This window comes from Paraburkholderia sp. CHISQ3 (genome assembly GCF_030464945.1).
Taxonomy (GTDB): Bacteria; Pseudomonadota; Gammaproteobacteria; order Burkholderiales; family Burkholderiaceae; genus Paraburkholderia; species Paraburkholderia megapolitana.
The window spans coordinates 405580-427093 of sequence record NZ_JALPRG010000001.1 but is presented as its reverse complement, the minus strand read 5'-3'; the positions used below and the strand labels follow the sequence as shown (position 1 = coordinate 427093).

Below are 21514 nucleotides of genomic sequence, written 5' to 3'. Positions count from 1 at the left end.
CTGGCGAAACGATCCACGCCATTAAATCCGCGCTAGAAATCGTCTGTCATTCAGGAGCATCGAACATGCAAACCGAAGCCGAATTGCGCGTTGATCTAGCCGCCTGTTTCCGCCTGATTCATCTGTACGGATGGGACGACATCGTCTTCACGCATATCTCGGTGCGCGTGCCGGGGCCGGGGCATCAATTCCTCATCAACCGGTTCGATCTCACCTTCGAGGAAATCACAGCATCGAATCTGGTGAAGGTCGATTTTTCCGGCGACGGGGCGGTTGCTCGGGAACAGCGTGTCAATCCTGCCGGACTGGTCATCCATAGTGCGATTCAGGAGAGTCGACCCGACGCGGAGTGCGTGGTGCATTGCCATACTCAGGCAGGCATCGCGGTATCGTCGCAGCGCGATGGGCTCTTGCCAGTTTCTCAACAGGCCATGCTCGTGCTCGGCTCGCTCGGTTACCACGATTACGAAGGGCTGGTTCTTCACGACGACGAGAAGCCGCGCCTTGTGAAGAGTCTCGGCCAGAATGAATATTTGATGCTGCGTCACCATGGTCTGCTCACTGTAGGTCGTACAGTGGCTGACGCGTTCAAGCGCATGTACACGCTACAGCGTGCGTGCGAGACGCAGATCATGGCGCAATCGGGCGGGGCCGCTCTCGCCGTGGTGGCCCCCGCGGCGCGCGAGCGCTTGCGGGACGACGTGCGTCGGGTGACTAAAGGTAACGACGGTGCGCTTATCTGGCCCGCGTTGCTGCGCCGGCTGGACCGACTGGATCCGGGCTATAAGGATTGAAGCACGTCGCGTGGCGGGGCAACTGCGTCACGGCCACAGCGCTTTCAATTAGGCATCGCGCAGACAAGATTGCGTCATCCGGACCACTCAATGCTCATCAACCTTCTTGCACGGACCTGACGAGGTTGTCGCGCAATGTGACGATCGCTTTCTGCACTTTCGCAAACTCGTCAGGTGTCAGGCCCGTCGCTTTGGCGAGATCCATGGTGAGGGCTTTCTCGCGCAACTTTCGACCGCTTTTCGTGAGGCTGACGCGCACCTGACGCTCGTCTTCGGGGTCGCGCTGCCTTTCGACATAACCCGACGCCTCGAGCTTCTTCAGGATCGGCGTGAGCGTGTTGGATTCGAGAAACAGCTTTTCGCCTAGACCACTGACGGTCTGGTGCTCTTCCTCCCACAGCGCAATGATCGTGATGTATTGGGTATACGTAATCCCGAGTTCATCGAGGATCGGTTTGTAGGCCTTGCCGAATGCGAGGTTCGCGGAATAGACGGCGAAGCACAGGTAATCTGAAAGCGGTCTGGCGGTAGCCGGTGCCTGGTTTGCAGTTTTCATTTGTATCCTTTCTGGCTAGAGCACCGCGTTCTGTGGAAATCGCACAATACATCGCGTGCGATTTTATCGCAACAGAGTGTTCATTGAAAGGCATGTGCCTCAGTCGGCGAGGCACATGCCCTCGCGGATTACGCGGCGACGACGTTCGTTTCGATCTCAATGTTGCCGTGTACGGACTTCGAGTACGGGCAGATCTGATGGGCAAGGTGCGCGATTGCCTCGACGACCTCCTTTTCCACTCCTGGGACACGAACGGTGAACTGGGCACCGAGGAACCAGGCCGCACCGGTCTGACCGATGTTGACCTGGATGTCCACGGAGTAATCGGCTGGCAGCTTGACCTTCTTCATCGAGGCAGCAATTCCGAACACCGTGGTGTAGCAGGCTGACCAGGCGCCTGCAAACAACTGCTCGGCTTTCGGGTGCGGCTCGGCGGCGATGAACTCGACGTTTTCGAGGCCCGGCGCTGTCAGCTTGAGGTCGTACACGCCGAACTCGCCACGTTGGAGATTCGGGTCGTGATTGACCGTAGCGTGGGAGTTGCCTGCGGCGAGGACTTTCTGGATCTTTTCCATGATGGATTCCTTCGTGAGTTGACGTTAGATGAATTTAAATCTCTACCGATTAAATCGTATGCGATATTAAATGCGCAGAATGAACCTTGCGTTGAGCGGAAACCGCTCTACTTGCCCGATCATGCAGTGATGACGTTCAGGGTGACTTCGATGTTGCCGTGCACAGCCTTCGAGTACGGACAGATCTGATGGGCACGGTGCGCGAGTGCCTCGACTACTTCCGCCGCGAGACCCGGCGCGCGAATGGTGAACCCGGCGCCAAGGCACCATCCTGTCCCCGTCTCCCCAATGCTTACCTTGATGTCCACGGAGTAGTCGGCCGGCAGCGTAATCTTCTTCATCGACGCGGCGATTTCGAACGCGCTGATGTAACAGGCAGACCATGCGCCCGAAAACAGCTGCTCCGCTCTTGGGTGCAACCCGGTGGCGATGAACTCGCTGGCGTCGCCATCGGGCGCCGATAGCTTGAGGTCGAGAACCCCGAGTTCACCGTGCTCGACATCGGGGTCGTGGTTGACCGTGGCATGGCTGTTGCCTGAGACAATGATTTTTTCGATCCTGGTCATGATGGATTCCTTCGTGAGTGAGGGGTAAGAAGCTTTTAACGCGTATGCGATTCAATCGCATGCGTCGAATAATGGACAATGAAGTCATCGATGTCAAGCGCATAAGATTAAATCGCATACGATTTTTAATAGGTATGAGGAAACCCAACGTCCCATGCAAACCGCGGATCGAAGTCCGGGAAGGTGGCTCGCCACCTCCCGCTTCTATCTGCTTCTACCCGCGCTCTAGCCACGCACGAACCACGTTCGCTTGGCCGAATTGAGCATGCCCCGATACACGAGCCACGACACGACAAAACTCGCCGGCGCGGAAAACGATTGCACAGTGCCCGGCACATTCATCAACACCAGACCGGCGAGCGCACCCGCAAACCAGGCGGTCAGGCCACCGGGATTAAAAGCGGGCACATGCGAATCGCGGCATTCGACTTCACCACCGATCAGTTCGTCGTAACGCGTCGAAAGAATGTGTGCAAGTGCCACGCCGACCCATGCCACCACGAAAATTCCCTGATATGCGAGCGCCTGCAGGATCCTCGAAAACACGTCGGCCATCATCAAGACATAAACAACGACACCGACGACAAGTGCCCACACGAACTTCGGCGCACGAAGCCCCGCCAGTTTCTGAAAGAAAGCCTGCATGTTGATGGCCGCAAGATAGTAGTTCGCAGTGTTGATGCGCGATTGCGTTACCCATACGAACAGCAAACCCCAGATCCCCATCAGCTTGAGCAGCGCAAGCACGACGGATACCTCCGAGAGCGTGCCGAGACCAGGAATCGTACTGACCAGATAGATGCCGACCGCGCCATTCAGCAGGAACGTGACCAGATAGAACGGCATGCCAAAGTTGAAGCGACCGTGGTAGCCCGCGTCCTTCGTGCGACCAAAGCGGGCGTAGTCGAAGGTGAACATCATCAGTACCCAGACACCCATGTAATACACAAAACAACTCCACCAGCCATTGGCCGGCGTATTGCCTTTCGGGCCGAAGTCGAGCCACGCTGCGTTGTAGCCGTATTCATGGGTGGCCAGCGCGACAGCGGCGATCAGTCCGAGCAGATAGAACGGCAACAGAACGCCGTTGAACTTGTCGAGCCAGTGCTGCACGCTGCCGAACACGAGTGGCACGCTATAACAAACGACGAGCAGCGCAGCCCATCGGTAGTCGAGCACCGGAAACAGGCTGTGTGCCGCAACGGCAATCACCGAACCTTCAAATACCGCGTAATAGATCGCAGTCGCGAAGAAGATCAATGTGGCGAGCGCGGCCCCCGCACTGCCGAACAGCACGCGCGAAAACAACGCAACCGACAGGCCAGTGCGCACCGCATAGCGGCTAATAATCGAATTGACGAGACCGTACGACACGACCGACAACGCCATCCCGACTAATGCATTGCGCGCGCCGTAATTGAGCGCGAGCGTTGCGCCGACGACGATGTAAAACACCGCGCTGCATACTGCCCACCAGGCCATGGTGAGCGAGAACGCCGGCATACGGGCGTGCTCGGGTATGGCGATGGTCGATAGATCGAGCTCGCTTGTGGCGGGTTCCTGCGCGAGGTTAGCCATGATCGTATTCCTCAGTGCACTTGCGGGTTTTAGGAACGGCGTCGCGATAGCGACCGTGACCGGCGCTATGGCGACGTATGAAGGAGAGACCAACGGACCAGTACAAAACGACGAATGCATGCGTCCCGTGCGGCGCATGGCGCTGCGCGACCCGACTCACGGAATTGCATCTGAAGATCGTGGGGTCGACGCGTGATACCACCGCCCCACGAACGCGCAACGAATGCGCTAGCGCAGCAACACCTCGCGCAACCGTGCGAGTCTCAGTTGAGCATCGCGACGGGCAGCAAGCGCTTGCGTCATGGTGACCGGCAGGAAGCGCGCCTGGTGGTTCGGCTGCATTTGCCCGATCAGATCCATATCGGCGCTGATGACCGTGCCGATCGTGGCGTAGCCGCCACCGGACACCGCATCGAGATGCAGGATGATCGGTTCGAGCCCGGCTGGGACCTGAATCGAGCCAATCGGATAGCAGGCATCGACGATGTTCGAGGGATCGGAACCGGCGCCGAACGGCTGTTCACGCTCGCGGAACTTGAGCGGTCGGCCCTGCTTGTAGCGGTAACCGATGCGGTCCGCTTCGGGCGCAACGGTCCACGTGTCCTCGTAAAACGTAATCGACGATTCGTCCGTCAACCGATGAAAGTAGAGACCCGGCAGCACCCGCAGTTCGACTTCGCGAGCGAGCGGTGTACGCAGTTTCTCGGGCAGTTCGGTGCCTTCGCGAGCGGGGCCGCGCGTTTTTCCGATGCGCAACTGGTCGCCCTTTTGCAGGCGACGACCTTCGTGGCCGCCAAACGCACCCAGTGTGTAAGTGGAGCGGCTTCCGAGTACCACAGGTACGTCGATGCCACCGGCCACCGCGAGACAGGCTCGCGCGCCGCCCTTCACATAATCGAACGTCAGCGTGCTGCCTGCCTTGATGCGTAACGCGACGTTGCAGGCGTGGGCAACGCCGTCGATCTTGGGCTGCATCTCAGCGCCCGTTACAGCGATGAGCGTGTCCACATGAAACAGAAGTTGCGGGCCGAGCAGCGTGCATTCGAGCACGGCCGCGCCTTCGGGATTGCCCGCCAGAAGATTGGCGGCGCGTAATGCGTACTGATCCAGCGCGCCGGAAGGCGGGATGCCGACGTGGTAATACCCGTGCCGGCCCGTGTCCTGCACCGATGTGGCGAGGCCGGGTTTGACAACCTCGATGGCGTAGAGCGGGTTAGTCGGCATTGAGCACCTCGATCAACGAGCGGTTGTAGGCCTCCGGGTCGCGCATGAACGATGCGAGCGAAAAATTCACCTCGCGCACGCGCAATGAAAAGGTCCCTGCATCGACCGCGATCACGGTTTTGTCGTAAGTGTCGCGATCGATCGGCTTGAACTTGACGATGTCACCGGGGCGAAAGAACACCATGAAGTCGCGCAGGTAATCCAGACGTTGCGCCGGATCGAAGATCGGTGCGGGCGTCACGCCGAACATCTGATACCCGCCCGCGCCGCGCACCGAATAGATGCAACCGAAGCAGCCGCCATGGCCGACCGTCAGCCTCGGCGTATCGGTACGCGGTCGCAGATATTTCGGCACCTGCAACTGACGGGCGCGTTCGACCATCTGGAACATGAACGGCAAGCCGGCCACGAAGCCGACCATGGACACAAACCAGGGCGAGCCAGAGTGCGCCGCGATGAAGTCGTCGACATCCTTCTTCCCGTTGATCCGCGCCGCGTACTCCAGATCCGTCGAGGTCGGGTCCTGATGTCGTTCGCGAAAACGCATGAGTGTCTCGTGCGTCCACGGATCGTTGTAAAGCACGGGCACTTCGACGATACGCGTCGCCATGTCCAGATCCGTTGCGCCGGCAACCTCGGCCTCGATTTGCTGGAGTAATGCGAGCAGCGCATCCGGTTCGATGACATCGGGATCGTATCGAACCTGGTAAGACGCGTTGGCGGGACAGATTTCGGTGACGCCATCCACGTTGCGACGCTGCAGTTCACGCGTGATCGCGGTGCCCTTGAAGAACGCTTCGAGCGACATGTCTTCGCTGATTTCCACGAAGATGAACTCGTCGCCACCGAATGTGTAGCGGATCGTCATGCGGCCTCCTTGTCGCCGGCTGCTGTCGCTGTTCTGGCGCGCCAGTCCGTCATCCACGCTTCCAGGTAGTTGGTGTGGTAACGCCCGGCACGGATATCGTCGTCTTCGAGCAGCGCGCGGTGCAGCGTCGCAGTGGTCTTGATGCCCGCGATACGCAGTTCGTTCAATGCCCGCCCGAGCCGTGCGAGCGCGGCAGACCGGCTTTCGTCGAACACAATCAGCTTGGCGAGCAGCGAATCGTAGAACGGCGGGACGACGTAACCCTGGTAGAGCATCGAATCGATGCGCACGCCGGGGCCCGTCGGCCAGACCAGTTCCTCAATGCGACCGGGACAAGGACGAAAGTCATGCTCGGGGTCCTCCGCGTTGATCCGGCACTCGAGCGCGGCACCGCGCATCGCGATGTCGTCCTGCGCAAAACGCAATGGCTCGCCGTCGGCGATACGAAGCGTCTCGCGCACGAGATCGATTCCGGTGATGGCCTCCGTGACTGGATGCTCGACCTGGATGCGCGTGTTCGTTTCAATGAAGTAGAACTCATCGCGCGTTTCATCGAACAGGTATTCCAGCGTGCCCGCGCTGCGATAACCGACCTGCCTGGCAAGCCGCGTCGCGGACGTACATAGCGCGTGACGTACTGCCGGCGTGAGCGACGGCGACGGCGCTTCTTCGAGAATTTTCTGGCGCCGCCGCTGCAGCGAACACTCGCGTTCGAACAGATGGACGACATTGTCGCCGTCGCCGAGTACCTGCACTTCGATATGCCGGGCACGCGCGATGAATCGTTCGAGATACACCCCACCGTTGCCGAACGCTGCCTGTGCCTCGCGTTGCGCAAGCGGCAGCTCAGCGTCGAGTTGCGCGGCGTCGTGCGCCACGCGGATGCCGCGTCCACCGCCGCCGGCTGCGGCCTTGATCATTATCGGGTAACCGATTCTTGCTGCGATCTGGCGCGCTTCGTCGAGGGACAGGACGACGCCGTTGCTACCGGGCACCGTCGGTACGCCGGCGCGCTGCGCGGTTTCTCGCGCCTTCGCCTTGTCGCCCATGGTGGCGATGACGCTCGACGATGGGCCTACGAAGATGATCCCGGCGTTCTCGACCTGAGCTGCGAACGCCGCGTTTTCGGAGAGGAAGCCATAGCCCGGATGAATGGCATCCGCTCCGCACTGCTCGGCGGCGGCGAGAATCGCCGCGGGGTTCAGGTAGCTTTTTGCGGCATGCGCGGAGCCGATGTGAATGGCCTCGTCGGCCATGCGGGCGGCCAGGCTCTCGCGATCGGCATCGCTTACTACGGCGACGGCCCGCATACCGAGCTCATGCGCCGCGCGGATCACGCGCACCGCGATCTCGCCACGATTGGCAACCAGCACCGTGCGGATGCGCTTCGGTTGATAGAACGGGTTTGTGGATCGGTCCGTGTTCGACAGGGTCATCGTGTTCATCCTTCGAGTCGCATCAAGACTTGTCCTGCATCGACGGGCTCGCCATCGTCGACGAGAATCTCGACAACGCGCCCAGCCATGCTCGCCTCGACTTCGTTGAACTGCTTCATCACCTCGACGAGCCCGACCACCGCGCCGCTTTCGATCGACACACCCGCTTCGACGTAGGGCGCGGCTTCCGGCGAGGCGCGTCGATAGAAGGTGCCAGGCAGCGGGCTGACGATGTCGTGTAGTGGCATGGGTAGGCTCCTCTGTTTTTTTGGGGGGTATCGAACTAGCGGGCGATTGTGTATACCGGGGCTGCCACACGGATATCGTGACTTGTCAGCGCGGCGCGCGTAGCTTCGACGAGCTTGAATGCACCGGGCGTGTCGCTGTGAATGCAGACCGAGTCGAAATCGATATCGATGTCGTCGCCATCGACCGTGGTCACGCGTCCTTCCACGCAGGCGCGCAGCACTTTTGCCGCTACGTGCGCCGGATCGAGTCGCGCGACGTGCCGTGTGAAGACGATCGAACCGCTGCGATCGTAGTCGCGGTCCGCGTAAAACTCGCGGATCACCGGCTGGCCGAGTTCGCGTGCAATCCGGTAGGTCACCGACGCTTCCATGCAATACAGCAATAGCGTGGGGTCTAGCGCCTGGAGCGTTTCGATCAGCAGGCGCGAGAGTGCTTCGTCGCGCGCGGCGAGCATGTACAACGCTCCATGCGGTTTCACGTGCTGCACGCTGACGTGGTAAAGGCGCGCGAATTCGCGCAGTGCGCCAAGCTGAAAAACGATGTCGTTGACGAGCGCCTGCGGCGTCTCGGTGATGTTGCGGCGGCCGAAGCCCACCAGATCGCGAAACCCCGGATGCGCGCCGATGCCGACGCCTGCCTGTTTCGCAAGTTGCACCGTGCGCGCCATGATGTTGGGGTCCCCTGCATGAAACCCCGTCGCAATGTTGGCCGAGCTGATGAGCGGCATGATGTCCTCATCGACGCCATCGCCGATCTTCCATGGGCCGAAACCTTCCCCCATGTCGGAATTCAGGTCGACGCTGCGCTTCTTCATACGGAATTTCCTCCTGGTCAACAGTCTTGCCGGCTAGAAAGGACGCTTGCCCGATCTGCTCGGATGAACGTTAACCGCTCACCGGTCGCCAAAATAGTTCTATTTTTATATGGCTCGTTATCTGTTTTTTAGATGACACTCCGTGGTATCTGGTCTGAGGAAATCGGGCTTAGGGCAGGCGGGCTAAGGGCAGAGCGGCCAGGGGTGTCTTTGATCGCTTGCGAAGGTAAGATATTGAGCGATGCGATATCACTTTTTCAGGTGGACGTTATGGCGTTGACGCTTCGGCAACTGAAATACTTCGTCGCCACGGCCGAACTCGGTCAGATTTCACAGGCGGCCATTCAATTGACGATTTCGCAGTCGGCCGTGACCACTGCCATCAAGGACCTCGAAGACAGCCTCGGTACGCAGCTCTTTTTGCGTACCGCTTCCGGGATGACCTTGACCACGACGGGGCAGCGTTTTCTGAACCAGACGTACACGATCCTGTCGTCGGTGGACGAGGCCATGCGTACGCCAAACCTCGAAAGCACGCTCACGGGTACCCTCACGCTCGCCGCGAGCTATACCGTGCTGGGCTATTTTCTGCCGCATCATCTGCAGCGCCTGAACACGCTTTATCCGCGGCTCACCATCCAGTTGCACGAGTTGAACCGCGAGTCGATCGAAGAGGGGTTGATCGCGGAGCGCTACGACATGGCCGTGCTGCTGACCTCGAACGTAGCGAATCCGGAGCTCGTACTCGAGCCGGTGATTCATTCGGTGCGACGTCTGTGGTTGTGTGCGCAACATCCGTTGCTCAAGCGCGAAAACGTGACGCTTGCCGACGTCGCGCCCGAGCCCTACGTGATGTTGACCGTCGACGAGGCGGCGTTTACGGCTTTGCGCTACTGGAACGAGACGCCGTACCGACCGAACGTGAAGCTACGTACTTCATCTGTTGAGGCGGTGCGCAGCATGGTGGCGAATGGCAGCGGCGTGGCGATCCTGTCGGACATGGTGTATCGCCCGTGGTCGCTGGAGGGCAGGCGCATCGAGACCGTGCAGCTACGCGACCCGGTGCCGCCGATGAGCGTGGGTCTCGCATGGCGCAGAAGTACCGGGTTGAGCCCGGCGATGCATGCGGTGCGCGAGTACTTCAGGCATACGTTTATGGAGCCTCGGGGGTTTGCGGGCGGGGGGTGAAGTGCGGCAGTGGCGGGGAGCTGCGAGATGACCTTCAATCCAGCTATTCGCTAGCAGACAGGATGCAAATCTGCTGTCATGTACACTTCGGCGACGGAACACTCGCCTCAATAGAAACGTCGCTTCGTATAGTGTTTTTTAACATTCGGGGACGCAGGCATGGCTATCTACTGGACCCTCAAGAGCATTCCAGAACTTTCGCAACTCACGGCCAAAGAGCGACGCCTGGCATGGCGGCGGACATATCTATCGACATTCCGCCATTGGCAAACCTGGATGGGCATGGCTGGTTGCGCTGCGTGCGCCGCCTTGGGATGCTATCTGGGGATTCTCTGGGGGCATTCTTTGCTCGGTGCAGCCGTCGGCGGCGGTGTGGGCGGGTTCGTCTTTTCGCAAGCTTCCATCTATGTCGCTCGATTGCACTACAGCAATATTTTGCTCGGCAATAACCGATAATTTGTAGCTCTAATTCGAAGTGCTTCTTCTGCGGTCCTCGTTAGCGAAGTGCAGCCGCTATCGCCTCGTCAATCTGCAGCGCAAAGCGCGCTTCGACATCGGGCACCGTGTAGCCAATCGACAGTTCCAGATACGCGTCGCCTAGCACCAGTTGAACGAACGTCGCTGCGCGCAATGCAGCGGTCGATTCATCAAATCGCTTGCGCAGAATCTGTGCGGCGATGGCACGCACGACCTTCGCACCGTTTTCGTAAAACACCCGGCCGAGTTCCGGAAGACGCTCGGCCTCCGCAACGACGGCCCGGTAGAGCCTCAAAAGATCCGGCGTGATCAGGCTTCGTGCCAGCAACCATCCCAACTCGCGCAATTCGTCTTCCGGTGCGTCTTCGGATCGCTCGCCCACAGCGCCGGCAAGTAACGCACCCTCCTGAGTGCACATCGCGCTCACCAGCCCGACGAAGAGCGCTTCCTTCGACTTGAAGTGGCGGTAGACCGTTTGTTTGCCGACGCCGGCGGCTGCGGCGACATCGTCCATGGTTGCCAGACTGAAGCCTTCGCGTAAGAAAACGGCTTTCGCGCCGTCGAGGATTGCAGACCGCTTGCGGGATTGCAGCGGGCTCAGGTCGGAGAGGGAAGAAGTGTCCATGCGAGAGAAATAGCAGATCGTCGAGTAGTTGACAAGACTGGGTAGTCTCGTTTAAATTCGCCACAACGAGACTGATGAGTCTCGTTGTATGACGAAACGACTTCGCAGCTAATCATTGGAGAACGCTTTGAAACTGTTCATGACAGGTGGTACCGGCTTTATCGGGCAAGCGGTCGCGCGCAAGGCGATCAGCCTCGGTCATCAGGTAACGGCGCTGGTGCGCGAGGACAGCTCGGCGGTCGCCGGCGCGCTGGTCCGTCTTGGGGTGACCCTGCATTCCGGCGACCTGCGCGAGCCACAGTCTTTCGCTGCAACTGCCGGCGCCGCCGATGGCGTCGTGCACGCCGCGTCGACCAACGATGCCTCCGCCGCTGCTGTTGATGAGGCCGCCGCTCTAGCGATACTTGCGCACTTGCGTCCGGGCGCGGCGTTTGTCTATACGTCGGGCACCTGGGTCTACGGCAATACGGACGGAGAACCTGCGACGGAAGCGTCGGCGCTGAACCCGACACCGCTCATCGCGTGGCGGCCCGCAGTGGAGCAACAGGTGCTGGCGCTGGCCGCGCGCCGCTCGATTGCCGCAGTGATCCTCAGACCGGCGATGGTGTACGGCTACGGTGGCGGCGTCTTCGGCATGCTTGCCGGCATGGCGCGTCAGACTGGCAGTGTGAGGGTGATCGGCGATGGTCGAAATCACTGGCCTGCGGTGCACGTCGATGATCTCGCCGCCGCCTACGTGAGCGCGGTGGAGCGAGCCGCAAGCGGGGACGATCGGGTCGCGGGACAGACCTTCAACGTCGTTGCGGAAGATGCCGTTGCCGTTGCCGAAATCGGTGAAGCGATTCGGGCCTCGGTCGGCGCCGATCGTGTCGAACCGTGGCCGCTCGACGATGCTCGCCAATCGTTTGGACCGTTCGCTGATGCGCTCGCGCTCGATCAGACAGTAAGCGGCCAGCATGCCCGGCAGGTTCTTGCGTGGAAGCCCCATAGCCCCGGCCTGATTGCCGACCTCGCTGTGCAAAAGCACTTTCAGCAAATTGACGGAGCATGATCATGGCGTGGAACAGTGCATCTTTTGAATCGATTCTCGCGATGATCGTCGCGGCTCTGTTCGTGGTCGCTGGAGCGATCAATCTCGCTGGACGCGGCGCGGTGAGGTCCGACTTCGCACGCTGGGGTTACCCGGTATGGTTTCGATGGCTTTGCGGCGCGCTTGAGTTGCTTGGCGCGGCACTTCTGTTTGGGCAACAAACCAGGGTTCTGGGCCTCGTGCTGGCCAGTGCGATCATGATCGGCGCGCTTTTCACGTTGCTACGAAACCGCGAGCCGTTTGCGCATCTTGCGCCAGCGCTGGTTTTTTCGGCGCTTGTAGCGGCTACTGTGGCGCTTCGCGGTTGAGAACTACCCGGCACTTCGGCATTGGGTCCGCTATGCGCGGAAGTTCTTGCCCAACCCGGTCGAATGCATGCTTCGCTTGCGCTAACCCTTGGTCCCTTTGCGAGCCGCAGTCTTTCGCGCGCGCTTCGCTTTCCCGCCCTGCGAATCGGTTTCTGCAAACGAAACGCCAGCCGTGAACGCTCGAATGAGCGTTGCTATGACCCGAAGCGCCGCAGGTTCCATCGAGATTCCGGCCTTCGCGGCGGCTTCAACATGTGCCGGATGCACGAACACAGTGACGGCATCGCGAACGACTTCCGCTGCAGCCTGAACGTCGTCGATCTGAAACTCCTCCTGGCGCACACCGTCCGCGAGGATCTCGACCACCAGGCGAGTAATTGCTTCAGCGTAGTCACGAACGATGTCCGGGCGTTCATCCACAACCCGCCGATAAAGCTGGTACAGCTCAGGGTCGTCGGCGAATCGCTCGCGTTTGCGACGGTGGAGTGCGAGAAGTAATCCAGTCAGCCGTTCGGAGGCCGGCTGCGGCGTGCCTGTGAACGAGCGCGCCAGTTCTTCCTCATCGCGCATCGCCGCTGTGACGATTGCGTCGAAGACCTCCGCTTTGGAACGGAAGTGGCGGTAGATCGTGGTGTGCGATGTGCCAAGTACGCGCGCGATGTCTACTACGTTCGTCTTTGCCTCCCCGAAACGCCGCACATGTGTGCGGGCCGCATCGAGGATCCGCTCTGTCGTGAGCGCGTCGTCACCGGGTTCTGTCTTGTCTGTCGTGTCCATAGTGCCGTGAGGATATCGCATCCTCCAGTGAATTGGAACAACGAACAAAATACAGAATTTGTTCGTTGTTAATTGTTCGTGTACACTACGGCCAATGCACTCAACGGGAGGCAGCGATGAATGACGCCGACAGTACACACCGTACGGCTTTTGTTACCGGAGGATCCGGGTTTGTAGGGAAGCGACTGATCCAGTCACTGGTCGCGCAAGGCTGGGAGGTGCGCGCCCTGGCCAGAAGCGAAGCAGCGATGGCAGCAGTCAGGGCGGTCGGCGCGATTGCGGTTCCTGGTGGGCTCGGCGACGTAAAAGCGCTGTCGCAAGGAATGGCCGGCAGCGAGGTAGTTTTTCACGTTGCCGCGCACTTCAAGCTTTGGGGTGAGCGCAAAGCGTTCGACGAGGTCAACGTCGGCGGTATGCAAGCCATCGTTGAGGCCGCAACAACAGGTCGATCCGTCCGGAAGGTCATCGCGGTGAGCGCCGCAGCGGTCGTGATGGGCGACCCCGAGCCGATACTGGAAGCGGACGAAAGTCTTCCTCTTCAGACGCGGAGTTTCGCGCCGTACGGGTCATCCAAAGCGGAAGCGGAAAAGGTGTTGCTGGCTGCGAACGGCCGACGCGAGGGGCTTGAGACAATCGCGATCCGACCGCCGATGATCTGGGGCGCAGACATGCCGATGCTCGATCAGATGGTGGAAACCGTAAAGGCCGGGAACTGGCAATGGGTGGACGAAGGTGTACAGCCCACCTCGACCTGCCACGTCGACAATCTTGTCGAAGCCTTGATTCTCGCGGCCGATCACGGCCGCGGTGGCGAGGCGTATTTCGTCACCGACGCTGAGACAGGTACGTTGAAAAGTATCTTGAGCGACCTGCTTGCGACCCGCAATGTCACGGCCTCGAACAAGTCAGTGTCTTTTAGTATGGCGTGGACAATAGCGGGTCTCATGGCTGGAGTCTGGCGTCTGTTCCATCTTCGCGGCGAGCCGCCCATCACCCGGCAGATGCTCAGATTGATCGGCAAGCCGTTCACGATTCGCTACGACAAGGCGCGTCGCGATCTTGGCTACATCCCTAAAGTGAGCTGGAAACAGGGCATCGAACAGATGTCGCGCTGATGCCCTGCCTGAGCCCCACTGCTCCGCTTCGTCAACGCCGCCCTTACTGAAGAACCGTAACAACCGGCACCGGCCGCGTCAGCAAATCGACATAGAGATTGAAGAACCGGTTGTTGTCGAACTGCGTGACATACGTGATCTTCTGCGGCGAAGCCCCTGCAGCCGGTTGATCCGGATACACCGTCACGTGCCCCTGATCCTCGCCACTCGTCGTGTCGATATCGAGGTAGGCGCTTTTCGTCTGCACGGCGTAGGTCGGATCCATGAAGTAGGCGATGGTCAAGGTGTCGTAAATATTGGTGTTCTCGTCGACCGCCCCTGCGTTGATCGTGCCGTACACCTTCGTCACCGCCGTCTGCTTGCTCGGGTTGTTCACGATCTCGTTGTAGATGGTTTGCGTCAGCGGTACGGTGTTCGTCACGTCGAGTGGAATGACGCTCTGAGGGATCGTCGTTTGCAGAACCGTGCGCACCGCGAGCGGATCAAACCACCAGTTGAGTTCCCCTACCGCGTTCGCGTTGCCTGGTACCGCCATCGCACCACCCATGTAGACGATCTGCTTGATCAGCGGCACGATCTCCGGTGCCTTCGTGATTGCCGTGGCGAGATTCGTAGGCGGCCCGACCTCGAGAATGGTGACCTGGTTCGGATAGCGTTTGATAGTCTGGATCATGAAGTCCGCGGCGCTTTGCGCCTGCAGTTTGGTCGATACCGCAAAGCCATCCGGCGGCGCGACAAGCTGCGACTGCGTGGTCGGTTCCGGTCGGCTCCATGCACCGAAATAGCCCTGCGGATTAGCGGCCTGTTGTGCACGAATACTCGCGACGTTGTACTGCAACGGATAATCCGCGCCGCCGTAGACTCCAACGGTGCTCTGTACGCCCATCCGCTCTACCGCCTTTAGCGCGTCGGCTTCCTCCTGGAGCAACCAGTCATTCCCGGTTACGACCGTGAGACCCAGCAAGTTCACCTTTCCTTGTCCCATCAACTGGGTTGTCATCGCGAAGAGTTGACCGTCGTCGCCCATCGTATTGAAATCGGAATCGATGATGATCTTCGGTGCGTTGGTGTACGCGGGAGGTACGGTCTGAATGCCTCCGCCGCAAGCCGCAAGCATGAAGGGAACGGCAGGCAAGATTTGATATTTGAGGTTCATGATTGATCCGTTTTTATACTGACCAGACAGACGGGTACCCACGCAAAGACAGGATGGCACAGCTAACGGCAAAGCGCATCATCGATTCCGCTTTGTTTGCTTTCAACGGTCCGGTCGACAAGGCATACCGAATCGCCGACAATTCGATGCACCTGCATCTTTCCGGCGTTCTCGATGACATTGGCCATTCCAGATCTACCTGCGGTGCTTGAGACAGACCGTTTGATCATCCGATCCCCCCAACCTGGTGACGGTCCCGACCTGTTCGATGCAGTTGTCGATGCCTTAGCGGACCTAAGGCAGTTTCCCGCGTCCTTGCCTTGGGCGATGGAAACGCCATCCGTCGATGAGTCGGAGTCATTTTGCGTTGCCGGTTCCGAGAGTTTTCAGGCGAGAAAAGATTTCCCGTTTTTGTTTATCGATAAGACCTCGCGCATTGTCGTGGGCGCCGGAGGTCTTCACCGGCCAAGATGGACCGTACCCGCTTTTGAACTCGGTTTCTGGGGTAGGTCTTCGTTTGTGGGTCGCGGCTTGTTCAGCGAGGCCGCGGATGCTTTAGTGAACTTTGCCTTTGCCAGTTTCGACGCAAAGCGCGTCGAGGCAATCTGCGACGATCTGAACGTACGCAGCATTCGAGTTTGCGAACGCATCGGCATGCAACTAGAAGGCGTGTTGCGGCAGGAGCGACGGGCTCCGGACGGTAGTTTGCGAAACACACGAATCTATTCAAAATGTGAGTGAGCTGATACAACATGCCGGAAATGAAACTCAAGGTAGCGGTGCTCTTTGGAGGAACGAGCGAAGAGCGCGCAGTCTCGATTGCGAGCGGGGCGCAGGTCATCAATGCGCTACGCGGTGCGGGACACGAAGTACTTGCCATTGAAACATCGCGAGGTCTTTTGACGGCTGAAGAGGAAGACCATTTGTTGAGTTCGCGGGTCGACGAAGTGCCACCTGCATCCGATGCGCTCGCGGTACTTCGGTCAGCCGAAGCAGGTCTGATCCGCTCTGCCGCGCTTGCTGATGTCGACGTGGTTTTTCTGGCACTTCATGGCGGGACCGGCGAGGACGGAACAATCCAGGCCATGCTGGACATGGCTGGGATGGCTTATACAGGTAGTGGCCATCTGGGCAGCGCAATCGCCATGGACAAAGACATGTCGAAGCGTTTGTTCGTCGCAGCCGGAATCGCGACACCTCGCTGGTTGATGACGCCATCCGCGCCAGAAGAGATCTTGCGGGAGATTGGCTATCCACGGGTTGTTAAACCGAATCGGCAAGGCTCGACGGTCGGCTTGTCGGTGGTCAGGAATCCCGATGCGCTTGGTGCCGCTATCGAACACGCTTCCCAATTCGACAACGAGATCATGCTGGAGCAGTTCATTGCGGGAAGGGAGCTGACCGTAGGTGTGCTCGGTGATCGGGCATTGTCCGTTGGGGAGATCGTGATCGAACCGGACGCGATTTTCGATTACAAAGCGAAGTACCAACCCGGGGCAGTTCGCGAAATATTTCCAACCGATCTGCCCGACCACGTCGTCGCGGCCGCACAAGACGCGGCGCTGCGGGCGCACCGTGCGTTAAAGCTGGAAGGCTATAGCCGGGCGGATTTTCGTCTCGATGCGAACGGGCACCTGTGGTGTCTTGAGGTGAACACCTTGCCGGGGATGACGGCGACGAGCTTGCTTCCTCAATCGGCGGGAGCTAGTGGGATCTCGTTTGCCGAGTTGTGTGAGCGGATTTGTCGCGCGGGGATCGAGCGGCATAGAGGCAAGTAGGGTTTGGAGCGCCGACTATCGCTTGATAGCCGTGAACACCGGGAACAAGATTGCAATGACAAAGCACAAGCAATTCATCACGGTAGGGCGGTCAACCATCGCCTATCTGATCTCCATGGTTGCGGGCGCAATGGCACTGTTTCCTGCTCTGATGGCCGAAACCGCAGGCAGCGCCTCAAATCACAGGATTTTCGATAGCATCGCTGAGTTTGCGCTAGCTGAACTGGGCGCTGCCTGGTTTGGCCTGCTGTTTTTCGCGTTGCCGGTGCTTCCGCTCTACATTGTCGGAATGATCATCGCCAAAAAAATCGGCACGGCGCACTGGCTTTATTTCACAACGATGGGCATCGCGCTGCTCCTGTGCGTTTGGGCGAGTGTGACCCTTCTGTCTTCGATTCCCAGTGAGCGGGCAGCCTTTACATTTAATGCGTTTGTCCAGCTCGTCGTGCCCATTGGAGCGGTGAGCGGTCTCGCTTGCTGGCTCTTTCTTTACTTCACGTGGTCGCGTGAGCCCGCATAAATGGCCACCTGCGGAAGACGCAATTCCGGCGTTAAAGCTTGCGCCTCACACGCCGGTATAAAGCAGAATCGGTCAAACCAGTGAAGACAGACTCACTGATCGCCAGGCAACAGATGCTCCACTACTCGCTGGCTTTGATCCAGTTGCCCACTGTGATCGAAGTGCAGCACGATCAGCCAGTTATACACACTGCCGGGCCATTGTTTGTGGCCGAGCAGTTTTTTGGAGTCACCCCCGAAGTCGTCGATCATGTTGCCGAGTTCGCCGTGATGCCAGGCGATCAAGACGACCTTCGCACTGTTCTGTTGATGAAGCGATTGCACCAGATCGTCCGCCTCATCGTCGCTGTAGTTCTGCTGGATAGGCAATTGAAGGCGTTGCGAAAGCGGCGTCAAGGTCAGACGGGGGCGATCGCTGTGCTTGCTGTCTTCGGTTGCGATCAGAACTTGCGGCGTGAGCTGCTGGCCGTTTAGTTCGAGTGGATCGAAATAATCCGCGTAGGCCACTGCGCGTTGCTCGCCTTGCTGGCTCAATCCAGAACCGCTGTCAGGCTTTTCCGCATGACGCACGATCAGCACCGTCGTATCCGCGAGGCCATCTTGTTGTTTGTGATCGTCGGCCCATCCCAGCGCGGGAAGAAAACACAGCAAGAGCAACAGCAATCGATTGCGCATATCCTGTCTCCGGAAGAAAAAATAAGGATAGCGTGCCAATGATCCGTGAAACTCTTTTGACGATATCGTCGACTTATGCGTCGCATGTGAACTATGCGGCCTGAGCGCGGAGATTTCACTGAAGGCGCATAACCAATGCTTCACTAACGGGCTGTCACTACCACGGTTGCATATAAAAGTTGAACACCGAAAATGAAAACCTTCGCTATAGATAAAGCTCAAGGAACTCTCAGATACCACGACCTCCCCGGGCAAGGAACACCGACCCTGTTCATCCACGGACTAGGCTGCGCATCCTCCTGCGATTACCCAGGCGTGGTGACAGCCCCAGCTTTAGCAGGGCATCGAATGCTGCTGGTCGACTTGCTGGGCTATGGCTTTAGCGATCGTCCAACAGACTTTGCCTACACCGTCGAGGACCACGCACAAACGATCGTGGCACTCGCCGATCATCTTTCACTTTCAGCGCTGAACCTGTTCGGTCATAGCATGGGCGGCGCGGTTGCCATCGCTGCGGCTCGCGTGCTCGGTGAGCGTGTAGGGCGTCTGGTGCTTAGCGAACCCAATATGGAGCCAGGCGGTGGGTTCTACAGCAGAAAGATCGCCGCGCTATCAGAGGCCGACTATGTGCGCACAGGTCATGCAGAACTGGTAGCAGCATCCGCGAAAGATGGCGACGACATCTGGGCCGCTTCGATGCTGGTCAGCGCCCCTTATGCAGTGCATCGAAGCGCGATGTCGCTCGTGGAAGGAAGTGATCCCAGCTGGCGCGAGCAACTCTTTGCCATGACGATGCCGAGAACGGTTGTGTTTGGCGAACGCTCGTTGCCCGACGCGGACACCGAACGTCTCCCAGCCGGAGGCGTGAACGTTGCCATTGTCGAAAACGCGGGGCATTCGATGGCCTGGGACAATCCCGCGGGCCTCGCGCTGGCTATCCGGCACGGGCTCGGATAGCCAGAAAACGAACGCCAACAAGCATACCCGCGCATCGAAGTCGGGTGGCCGACGTGATGCGCCGATGCCGGGGCCAGTCTCTAACTCAAACAAGCACCGTGGATACTAAAAGCGCGTCCGAATGCCCACAGTCGCTGCAACTTGATTGCCGGTCGAGGCTTGTGACAAGCCATTGATATATGCGCCCTCGAACGCAGTGCCGGCGGCGCCGTACGCGTGTTGGTACACGCCCTCGAGATAGACATCCGTGCGCTTGCTGAAGGAGTAGTCCGCCATCATCGTTACTTGATGCCACTTCGGATCCGCCGAACCTGTGCCAGTGTTAAACGCACCTTGAGTGAACGTGTAAGCGCCGGCAAGCGAAATCGCAGGCGTCAGCGAGTAGTGCACGTTGACTTCATAGTTGTCGAAGTGCAGCGTGTTGAACGATTGCGCGATCGTGGAATTTGCGCCGGGCTGGGTATTGCCAAACAGGGTATGCGTCCATAGCAGACCGAGCGTGGCCGGACCAAATGTGTAGTTTCCACCTACCCCCATTACGCGCTGGCGCGCGGCAGGGAAGCTCACAAAGTCGTTGTCCGTCAGCGCGCCACCTGCGGTCAAACCACCGCTATTGAGCTGGAGGTATGCGGCGGCCAGGTTGATCGGGCCGTTTCCATAAGTCACGCCAAAGCTATAGGCGCGATTGTTCGAGAAACCGCCCGCCGCGTTGCTGAAGCCGTACTGCGCCTCTGCTTGAAGCCCGTTGTACGTCGGGCTCGCGTACTTGACTGAGTTGTTGATATAGAACGAATCGTCGATATTGTCGTTGTCGAACGGATGCGCGGCCAGGTTGTTGCCATCGCCGTTATTCGCTAATGCAATCGCCCCGAGATTATCGACCACAGCGTCGTACTGACGACCAAGCGTCAACGTTCCGTATTGGTCGCTTTGCAGGCCAACGTAGGCCTGGCGGCCGAACATCGTGCCCGAGTAGGTTTGCCGGCCATTCTGGATGTTAAAACCGTTTTCGAGCCGGAAGATTGCATGCAGATTGCCGCCGAGATCTTCACTGCCCTTGAGGCCCCATACCTCGTTCGACAGCATGCTGCTTTGTTCCTGCCACGCGTTGTGGCCACCTTGATTGTTCGTATAGACGATACCTGTGTCGATCAAACCATAGAGGGTGACGCTGCTCTGCGCATGAGCCGCCACTGCAAAGACCGACAAGGTTGCTGCGCCAACAAGCTTGCTTCTCACTTTCTTATACTCCACGAATTTCCTTGATTGTTTGCCGAAGGCTCGGAGAGTTTATGGAGAATGGCGCCTCAATTCATCGAAAAAGTTTCGGTCTTCTTGCAAAATTCGCGTAAAAGCGCGACACCCATTTCTGGGTATCGCAAGCTTGCTCAAGAGAACAAACGGGAAGCCGGGAGCACAGTGGCCGCCGCGCTTAGGACCCTGACGTCTTGACCAGCACCGGCTGAGTACGATAAACCGCCGGGAACATCTGCTTCAGATAACCCACCTTCGGCAGATCGTTGATCGCGATATACGGTTGGTCAGGATGCAGTGTGAGGTAGTTCTGGTGATAGCTCTCTGCCGGATAGAAACCCTTGAAGGCCTCGACGCGCGTGACAACCGGTTGCGCATACGCGTGCGCGGCATTCAGTTGCGCGATGTACGCCTCCGCAACATGACGCTGGTCCGCATCGACCGCAAACACCGCCGAACGATATTGCGTGCCGTGATCCGGGCCCTGGTAATCGAGTTCGGTAGGGTTGTGCGCGACCGAGAAGAATATCTGCAGCAGACGGCCGTATGTGATCTGCGTCGGGTCGTACGTGATCCGTACCGACTCCGCATGCCCGGTATCGCCTCCGCTCACTGTCTCGTACTGCGCGGTGTCGGCCGCGCCGCCGGAGTAGCCCGAGGTCACTTGCGTCACGCCGCGCACATGCTGAAACACGCCCTGTACGCCCCAGAAACAGCCGCCCGCGAACACAGCCGTTTCGCTGTGCGTCGCGGCGACGTGTTCGTCGACGGTGGGCGCGGGAATCTTCGTCGCTTCTTCGACGGAGTTCGCCATGCCGTGCCAGGCCAGTGCGCCGATAGCGACAGCAAGTGCGCTGGCGATGCGGGCGCCCGGTGAACGGACCCAGCGACGCGCACGGTTAAGAGAAGTTGAGGTCACGATTGCTGCTCCTTGA

General features: G+C 59.1%; 25 protein-coding genes. 10 read left to right on the top strand and 15 right to left on the bottom strand.

Features of this window, described 5'->3' with window-relative positions; genetic code table 11:
* Positions 1–65: 65 nt before the first annotated feature.
* Positions 66–794, top strand: coding sequence for a class II aldolase/adducin family protein (locus M0D65_RS01855; RefSeq protein WP_266250726.1), 729 nt, complete (start codon positions 66–68; stop codon positions 792–794).
* Between the two features lie 97 nt (positions 795–891).
* Here the strand turns inward: M0D65_RS01855 and M0D65_RS01850 are convergent, their stop codons facing one another.
* From M0D65_RS01850 to M0D65_RS01810, 9 genes are all read right to left on the bottom strand, one after another.
* Positions 892–1350 carry a MarR family winged helix-turn-helix transcriptional regulator gene (locus tag M0D65_RS01850; protein WP_266250724.1) on the bottom strand — a complete coding sequence of 153 codons (459 nt, stop codon included), beginning with the start codon at positions 1348–1350 and terminating at the stop codon, positions 892–894.
* A gap of 128 nt (positions 1351–1478) precedes the next feature.
* Positions 1479–1925 carry an OsmC family protein gene (locus tag M0D65_RS01845; RefSeq protein WP_266250723.1) on the bottom strand — a complete coding sequence of 149 codons (447 nt, stop codon included), beginning with the start codon at positions 1923–1925 and terminating at the stop codon, positions 1479–1481.
* 119 nt (positions 1926–2044) lie between these two features.
* Complete coding sequence (locus M0D65_RS01840) at positions 2045–2491, bottom strand: Ohr family peroxiredoxin (protein WP_266250721.1); 447 nt, start codon at positions 2489–2491, stop codon at positions 2045–2047.
* A 225-nt stretch (positions 2492–2716) separates the two neighbouring features.
* Complete coding sequence (locus tag M0D65_RS01835) at positions 2717–4069, bottom strand: cytosine permease (protein ID WP_266250720.1); 1353 nt, start codon at positions 4067–4069, stop codon at positions 2717–2719.
* Positions 4070–4297: 228 nt separating this feature from the next.
* Positions 4298–5293: a biotin-dependent carboxyltransferase family protein gene (locus tag M0D65_RS01830; RefSeq protein ID WP_266250718.1), complete on the bottom strand. Its 996-nt coding sequence runs from the start codon at positions 5291–5293 to the stop codon at positions 4298–4300.
* The gene (locus M0D65_RS01825; RefSeq protein ID WP_266250717.1) at positions 5283–6161 is read right to left on the bottom strand and encodes an allophanate hydrolase subunit 1; all 879 of its coding nucleotides are present in this window, start codon (positions 6159–6161) and stop codon (positions 5283–5285) included. The genes M0D65_RS01830 and M0D65_RS01825 overlap by 11 nt, the downstream gene beginning before the upstream one ends.
* Entirely contained in the window at positions 6158–7597 is a 1440-nt protein-coding gene (locus M0D65_RS01820) for an acetyl-CoA carboxylase biotin carboxylase subunit (RefSeq protein WP_266250715.1), read from the bottom strand. Before M0D65_RS01820 ends, M0D65_RS01825 begins: the two co-directional genes overlap by 4 nt.
* A gap of 5 nt (positions 7598–7602) precedes the next feature.
* On the bottom strand, positions 7603–7845 hold the full coding sequence (locus M0D65_RS01815; RefSeq protein WP_091010274.1) for an acetyl-CoA carboxylase: 243 nt from the start codon (positions 7843–7845) through the stop codon (positions 7603–7605).
* A 35-nt stretch (positions 7846–7880) separates the two neighbouring features.
* Positions 7881–8660: a 5-oxoprolinase subunit PxpA gene (locus tag M0D65_RS01810; protein WP_091010275.1), complete on the bottom strand. Its 780-nt coding sequence runs from the start codon at positions 8658–8660 to the stop codon at positions 7881–7883.
* Positions 8661–8930: 270 nt separating this feature from the next.
* Between M0D65_RS01810 and M0D65_RS01805 the strand changes: the two genes are divergently transcribed.
* Entirely contained in the window at positions 8931–9848 is a 918-nt protein-coding gene (locus M0D65_RS01805; protein ID WP_266250713.1) for a LysR family transcriptional regulator, read from the top strand.
* A 159-nt stretch (positions 9849–10007) separates the two neighbouring features.
* A complete protein-coding gene (locus M0D65_RS01800; RefSeq protein WP_266250711.1) occupies positions 10008–10304 on the top strand; it encodes a hypothetical protein in 297 nt (98 codons plus the stop codon).
* Positions 10305–10344: 40 nt separating this feature from the next.
* On the opposite strand, the gene M0D65_RS01795 is transcribed toward M0D65_RS01800, so the two are convergent.
* Positions 10345–10950, bottom strand: coding sequence for a TetR/AcrR family transcriptional regulator (locus M0D65_RS01795; RefSeq protein WP_266250710.1), 606 nt, complete (start codon positions 10948–10950; stop codon positions 10345–10347).
* A gap of 127 nt (positions 10951–11077) precedes the next feature.
* Here M0D65_RS01795 and M0D65_RS01790 point away from each other — a divergent pair, with 127 nt between their 5' ends.
* Entirely contained in the window at positions 11078–12001 is a 924-nt protein-coding gene (locus M0D65_RS01790) for an NAD-dependent epimerase/dehydratase family protein (protein ID WP_266250708.1), read from the top strand.
* Positions 12002–12003: 2 nt separating this feature from the next.
* On the top strand, positions 12004–12348 hold the full coding sequence (locus M0D65_RS01785; protein WP_266250706.1) for a DoxX family protein: 345 nt from the start codon (positions 12004–12006) through the stop codon (positions 12346–12348).
* Between the two features lie 81 nt (positions 12349–12429).
* Here M0D65_RS01785 and M0D65_RS01780 read toward each other — a convergent pair whose 3' ends face one another.
* The gene (locus tag M0D65_RS01780; RefSeq protein ID WP_266250705.1) at positions 12430–13125 is read right to left on the bottom strand and encodes a TetR/AcrR family transcriptional regulator; all 696 of its coding nucleotides are present in this window, start codon (positions 13123–13125) and stop codon (positions 12430–12432) included.
* Between the two features lie 116 nt (positions 13126–13241).
* On the opposite strand from M0D65_RS01780, the gene M0D65_RS01775 reads away from it, so the two are divergent.
* The gene (locus M0D65_RS01775) at positions 13242–14240 is read left to right on the top strand and encodes an NAD-dependent epimerase/dehydratase family protein (protein ID WP_266250703.1); all 999 of its coding nucleotides are present in this window, start codon (positions 13242–13244) and stop codon (positions 14238–14240) included.
* Positions 14241–14283: 43 nt separating this feature from the next.
* On the opposite strand, the gene M0D65_RS01770 is transcribed toward M0D65_RS01775, so the two are convergent.
* The gene (locus M0D65_RS01770) at positions 14284–15396 is read right to left on the bottom strand and encodes a nucleoside hydrolase (protein ID WP_266250701.1); all 1113 of its coding nucleotides are present in this window, start codon (positions 15394–15396) and stop codon (positions 14284–14286) included.
* A gap of 174 nt (positions 15397–15570) precedes the next feature.
* On the opposite strand from M0D65_RS01770, the gene M0D65_RS01765 reads away from it, so the two are divergent.
* The 3 genes from M0D65_RS01765 to M0D65_RS01755 are packed head-to-tail and all read left to right on the top strand — an operon-like array spanning position 15571 to position 17694.
* A complete protein-coding gene (locus M0D65_RS01765) occupies positions 15571–16137 on the top strand; it encodes a GNAT family N-acetyltransferase (protein WP_266250699.1) in 567 nt (188 codons plus the stop codon).
* A 20-nt stretch (positions 16138–16157) separates the two neighbouring features.
* The gene (locus M0D65_RS01760; RefSeq protein WP_266250698.1) at positions 16158–17174 is read left to right on the top strand and encodes a D-alanine--D-alanine ligase; all 1017 of its coding nucleotides are present in this window, start codon (positions 16158–16160) and stop codon (positions 17172–17174) included.
* 55 nt (positions 17175–17229) lie between these two features.
* Positions 17230–17694 carry a hypothetical protein gene (locus tag M0D65_RS01755; RefSeq protein ID WP_266250696.1) on the top strand — a complete coding sequence of 155 codons (465 nt, stop codon included), beginning with the start codon at positions 17230–17232 and terminating at the stop codon, positions 17692–17694.
* Between the two features lie 92 nt (positions 17695–17786).
* Here the strand turns inward: M0D65_RS01755 and M0D65_RS01750 are convergent, their stop codons facing one another.
* Complete coding sequence (locus M0D65_RS01750; protein ID WP_266250694.1) at positions 17787–18590, bottom strand: hypothetical protein; 804 nt, start codon at positions 18588–18590, stop codon at positions 17787–17789.
* Between M0D65_RS01750 and M0D65_RS01745 the strand changes: the two genes are divergently transcribed.
* The gene (locus tag M0D65_RS01745; RefSeq protein ID WP_266250693.1) at positions 18561–19325 is read left to right on the top strand and encodes an alpha/beta fold hydrolase; all 765 of its coding nucleotides are present in this window, start codon (positions 18561–18563) and stop codon (positions 19323–19325) included. The two genes, M0D65_RS01750 and M0D65_RS01745, sit on opposite strands and share 30 nt — an antisense overlap.
* Before the next feature lie 105 nt (positions 19326–19430).
* Here the strand turns inward: M0D65_RS01745 and M0D65_RS01740 are convergent, their stop codons facing one another.
* Both M0D65_RS01740 and msrA read right to left on the bottom strand, forming a co-directional pair.
* On the bottom strand, positions 19431–20564 hold the full coding sequence (locus tag M0D65_RS01740) for a porin (protein WP_266250691.1): 1134 nt from the start codon (positions 20562–20564) through the stop codon (positions 19431–19433).
* Between the two features lie 193 nt (positions 20565–20757).
* Positions 20758–21393 carry a peptide-methionine (S)-S-oxide reductase MsrA gene (msrA, locus tag M0D65_RS01735; protein ID WP_266251175.1) on the bottom strand — a complete coding sequence of 212 codons (636 nt, stop codon included), beginning with the start codon at positions 21391–21393 and terminating at the stop codon, positions 20758–20760.
* Positions 21394–21514 lie beyond the last annotated feature (121 nt).

What these genes read in the sequence shown, in the direction of transcription:
- M0D65_RS01800 (WP_266250711.1), top strand. Translation starts at nt 10,008, where the DNA reads ATGGCTATCTACTGGACCCTCAAGAGCATTCCAGAACTTTCGCAACTC.
- M0D65_RS01745 (WP_266250693.1), top strand. Translation starts at nt 18,561, where the DNA reads ATGAAAACCTTCGCTATAGATAAAGCTCAAGGAACTCTCAGATACCAC.
- M0D65_RS01765 (WP_266250699.1), top strand. Translation starts at nt 15,571, where the DNA reads ATGACATTGGCCATTCCAGATCTACCTGCGGTGCTTGAGACAGACCGT.
- M0D65_RS01805 (WP_266250713.1), top strand. Translation starts at nt 8,931, where the DNA reads ATGGCGTTGACGCTTCGGCAACTGAAATACTTCGTCGCCACGGCCGAA.
- M0D65_RS01795 (WP_266250710.1), bottom strand. Translation starts at nt 10,950, where the DNA reads ATGGACACTTCTTCCCTCTCCGACCTGAGCCCGCTGCAATCCCGCAAG.
- M0D65_RS01785 (WP_266250706.1), top strand. Translation starts at nt 12,004, where the DNA reads ATGGCGTGGAACAGTGCATCTTTTGAATCGATTCTCGCGATGATCGTC.
- M0D65_RS01850 (WP_266250724.1), bottom strand. Translation starts at nt 1,350, where the DNA reads ATGAAAACTGCAAACCAGGCACCGGCTACCGCCAGACCGCTTTCAGAT.
- msrA (WP_266251175.1), bottom strand. Translation starts at nt 21,393, where the DNA reads ATGGCGAACTCCGTCGAAGAAGCGACGAAGATTCCCGCGCCCACCGTC.
- M0D65_RS01815 (WP_091010274.1), bottom strand. Translation starts at nt 7,845, where the DNA reads ATGCCACTACACGACATCGTCAGCCCGCTGCCTGGCACCTTCTATCGA.
- M0D65_RS01755 (WP_266250696.1), top strand. Translation starts at nt 17,230, where the DNA reads ATGACAAAGCACAAGCAATTCATCACGGTAGGGCGGTCAACCATCGCC.
- M0D65_RS01845 (WP_266250723.1), bottom strand. Translation starts at nt 1,925, where the DNA reads ATGGAAAAGATCCAGAAAGTCCTCGCCGCAGGCAACTCCCACGCTACG.
- M0D65_RS01840 (WP_266250721.1), bottom strand. Translation starts at nt 2,491, where the DNA reads ATGACCAGGATCGAAAAAATCATTGTCTCAGGCAACAGCCATGCCACG.
- M0D65_RS01770 (WP_266250701.1), bottom strand. Translation starts at nt 15,396, where the DNA reads ATGAACCTCAAATATCAAATCTTGCCTGCCGTTCCCTTCATGCTTGCG.
- M0D65_RS01855 (WP_266250726.1), top strand. Translation starts at nt 66, where the DNA reads ATGCAAACCGAAGCCGAATTGCGCGTTGATCTAGCCGCCTGTTTCCGC.
- M0D65_RS01825 (WP_266250717.1), bottom strand. Translation starts at nt 6,161, where the DNA reads ATGACGATCCGCTACACATTCGGTGGCGACGAGTTCATCTTCGTGGAA.
- M0D65_RS01780 (WP_266250705.1), bottom strand. Translation starts at nt 13,125, where the DNA reads ATGGACACGACAGACAAGACAGAACCCGGTGACGACGCGCTCACGACA.
- M0D65_RS01760 (WP_266250698.1), top strand. Translation starts at nt 16,158, where the DNA reads ATGAAACTCAAGGTAGCGGTGCTCTTTGGAGGAACGAGCGAAGAGCGC.
- M0D65_RS01775 (WP_266250703.1), top strand. Translation starts at nt 13,242, where the DNA reads ATGAATGACGCCGACAGTACACACCGTACGGCTTTTGTTACCGGAGGA.
- M0D65_RS01830 (WP_266250718.1), bottom strand. Translation starts at nt 5,293, where the DNA reads ATGCCGACTAACCCGCTCTACGCCATCGAGGTTGTCAAACCCGGCCTC.
- M0D65_RS01835 (WP_266250720.1), bottom strand. Translation starts at nt 4,069, where the DNA reads ATGGCTAACCTCGCGCAGGAACCCGCCACAAGCGAGCTCGATCTATCG.
- M0D65_RS01820 (WP_266250715.1), bottom strand. Translation starts at nt 7,597, where the DNA reads ATGACCCTGTCGAACACGGACCGATCCACAAACCCGTTCTATCAACCG.
- M0D65_RS01810 (WP_091010275.1), bottom strand. Translation starts at nt 8,660, where the DNA reads ATGAAGAAGCGCAGCGTCGACCTGAATTCCGACATGGGGGAAGGTTTC.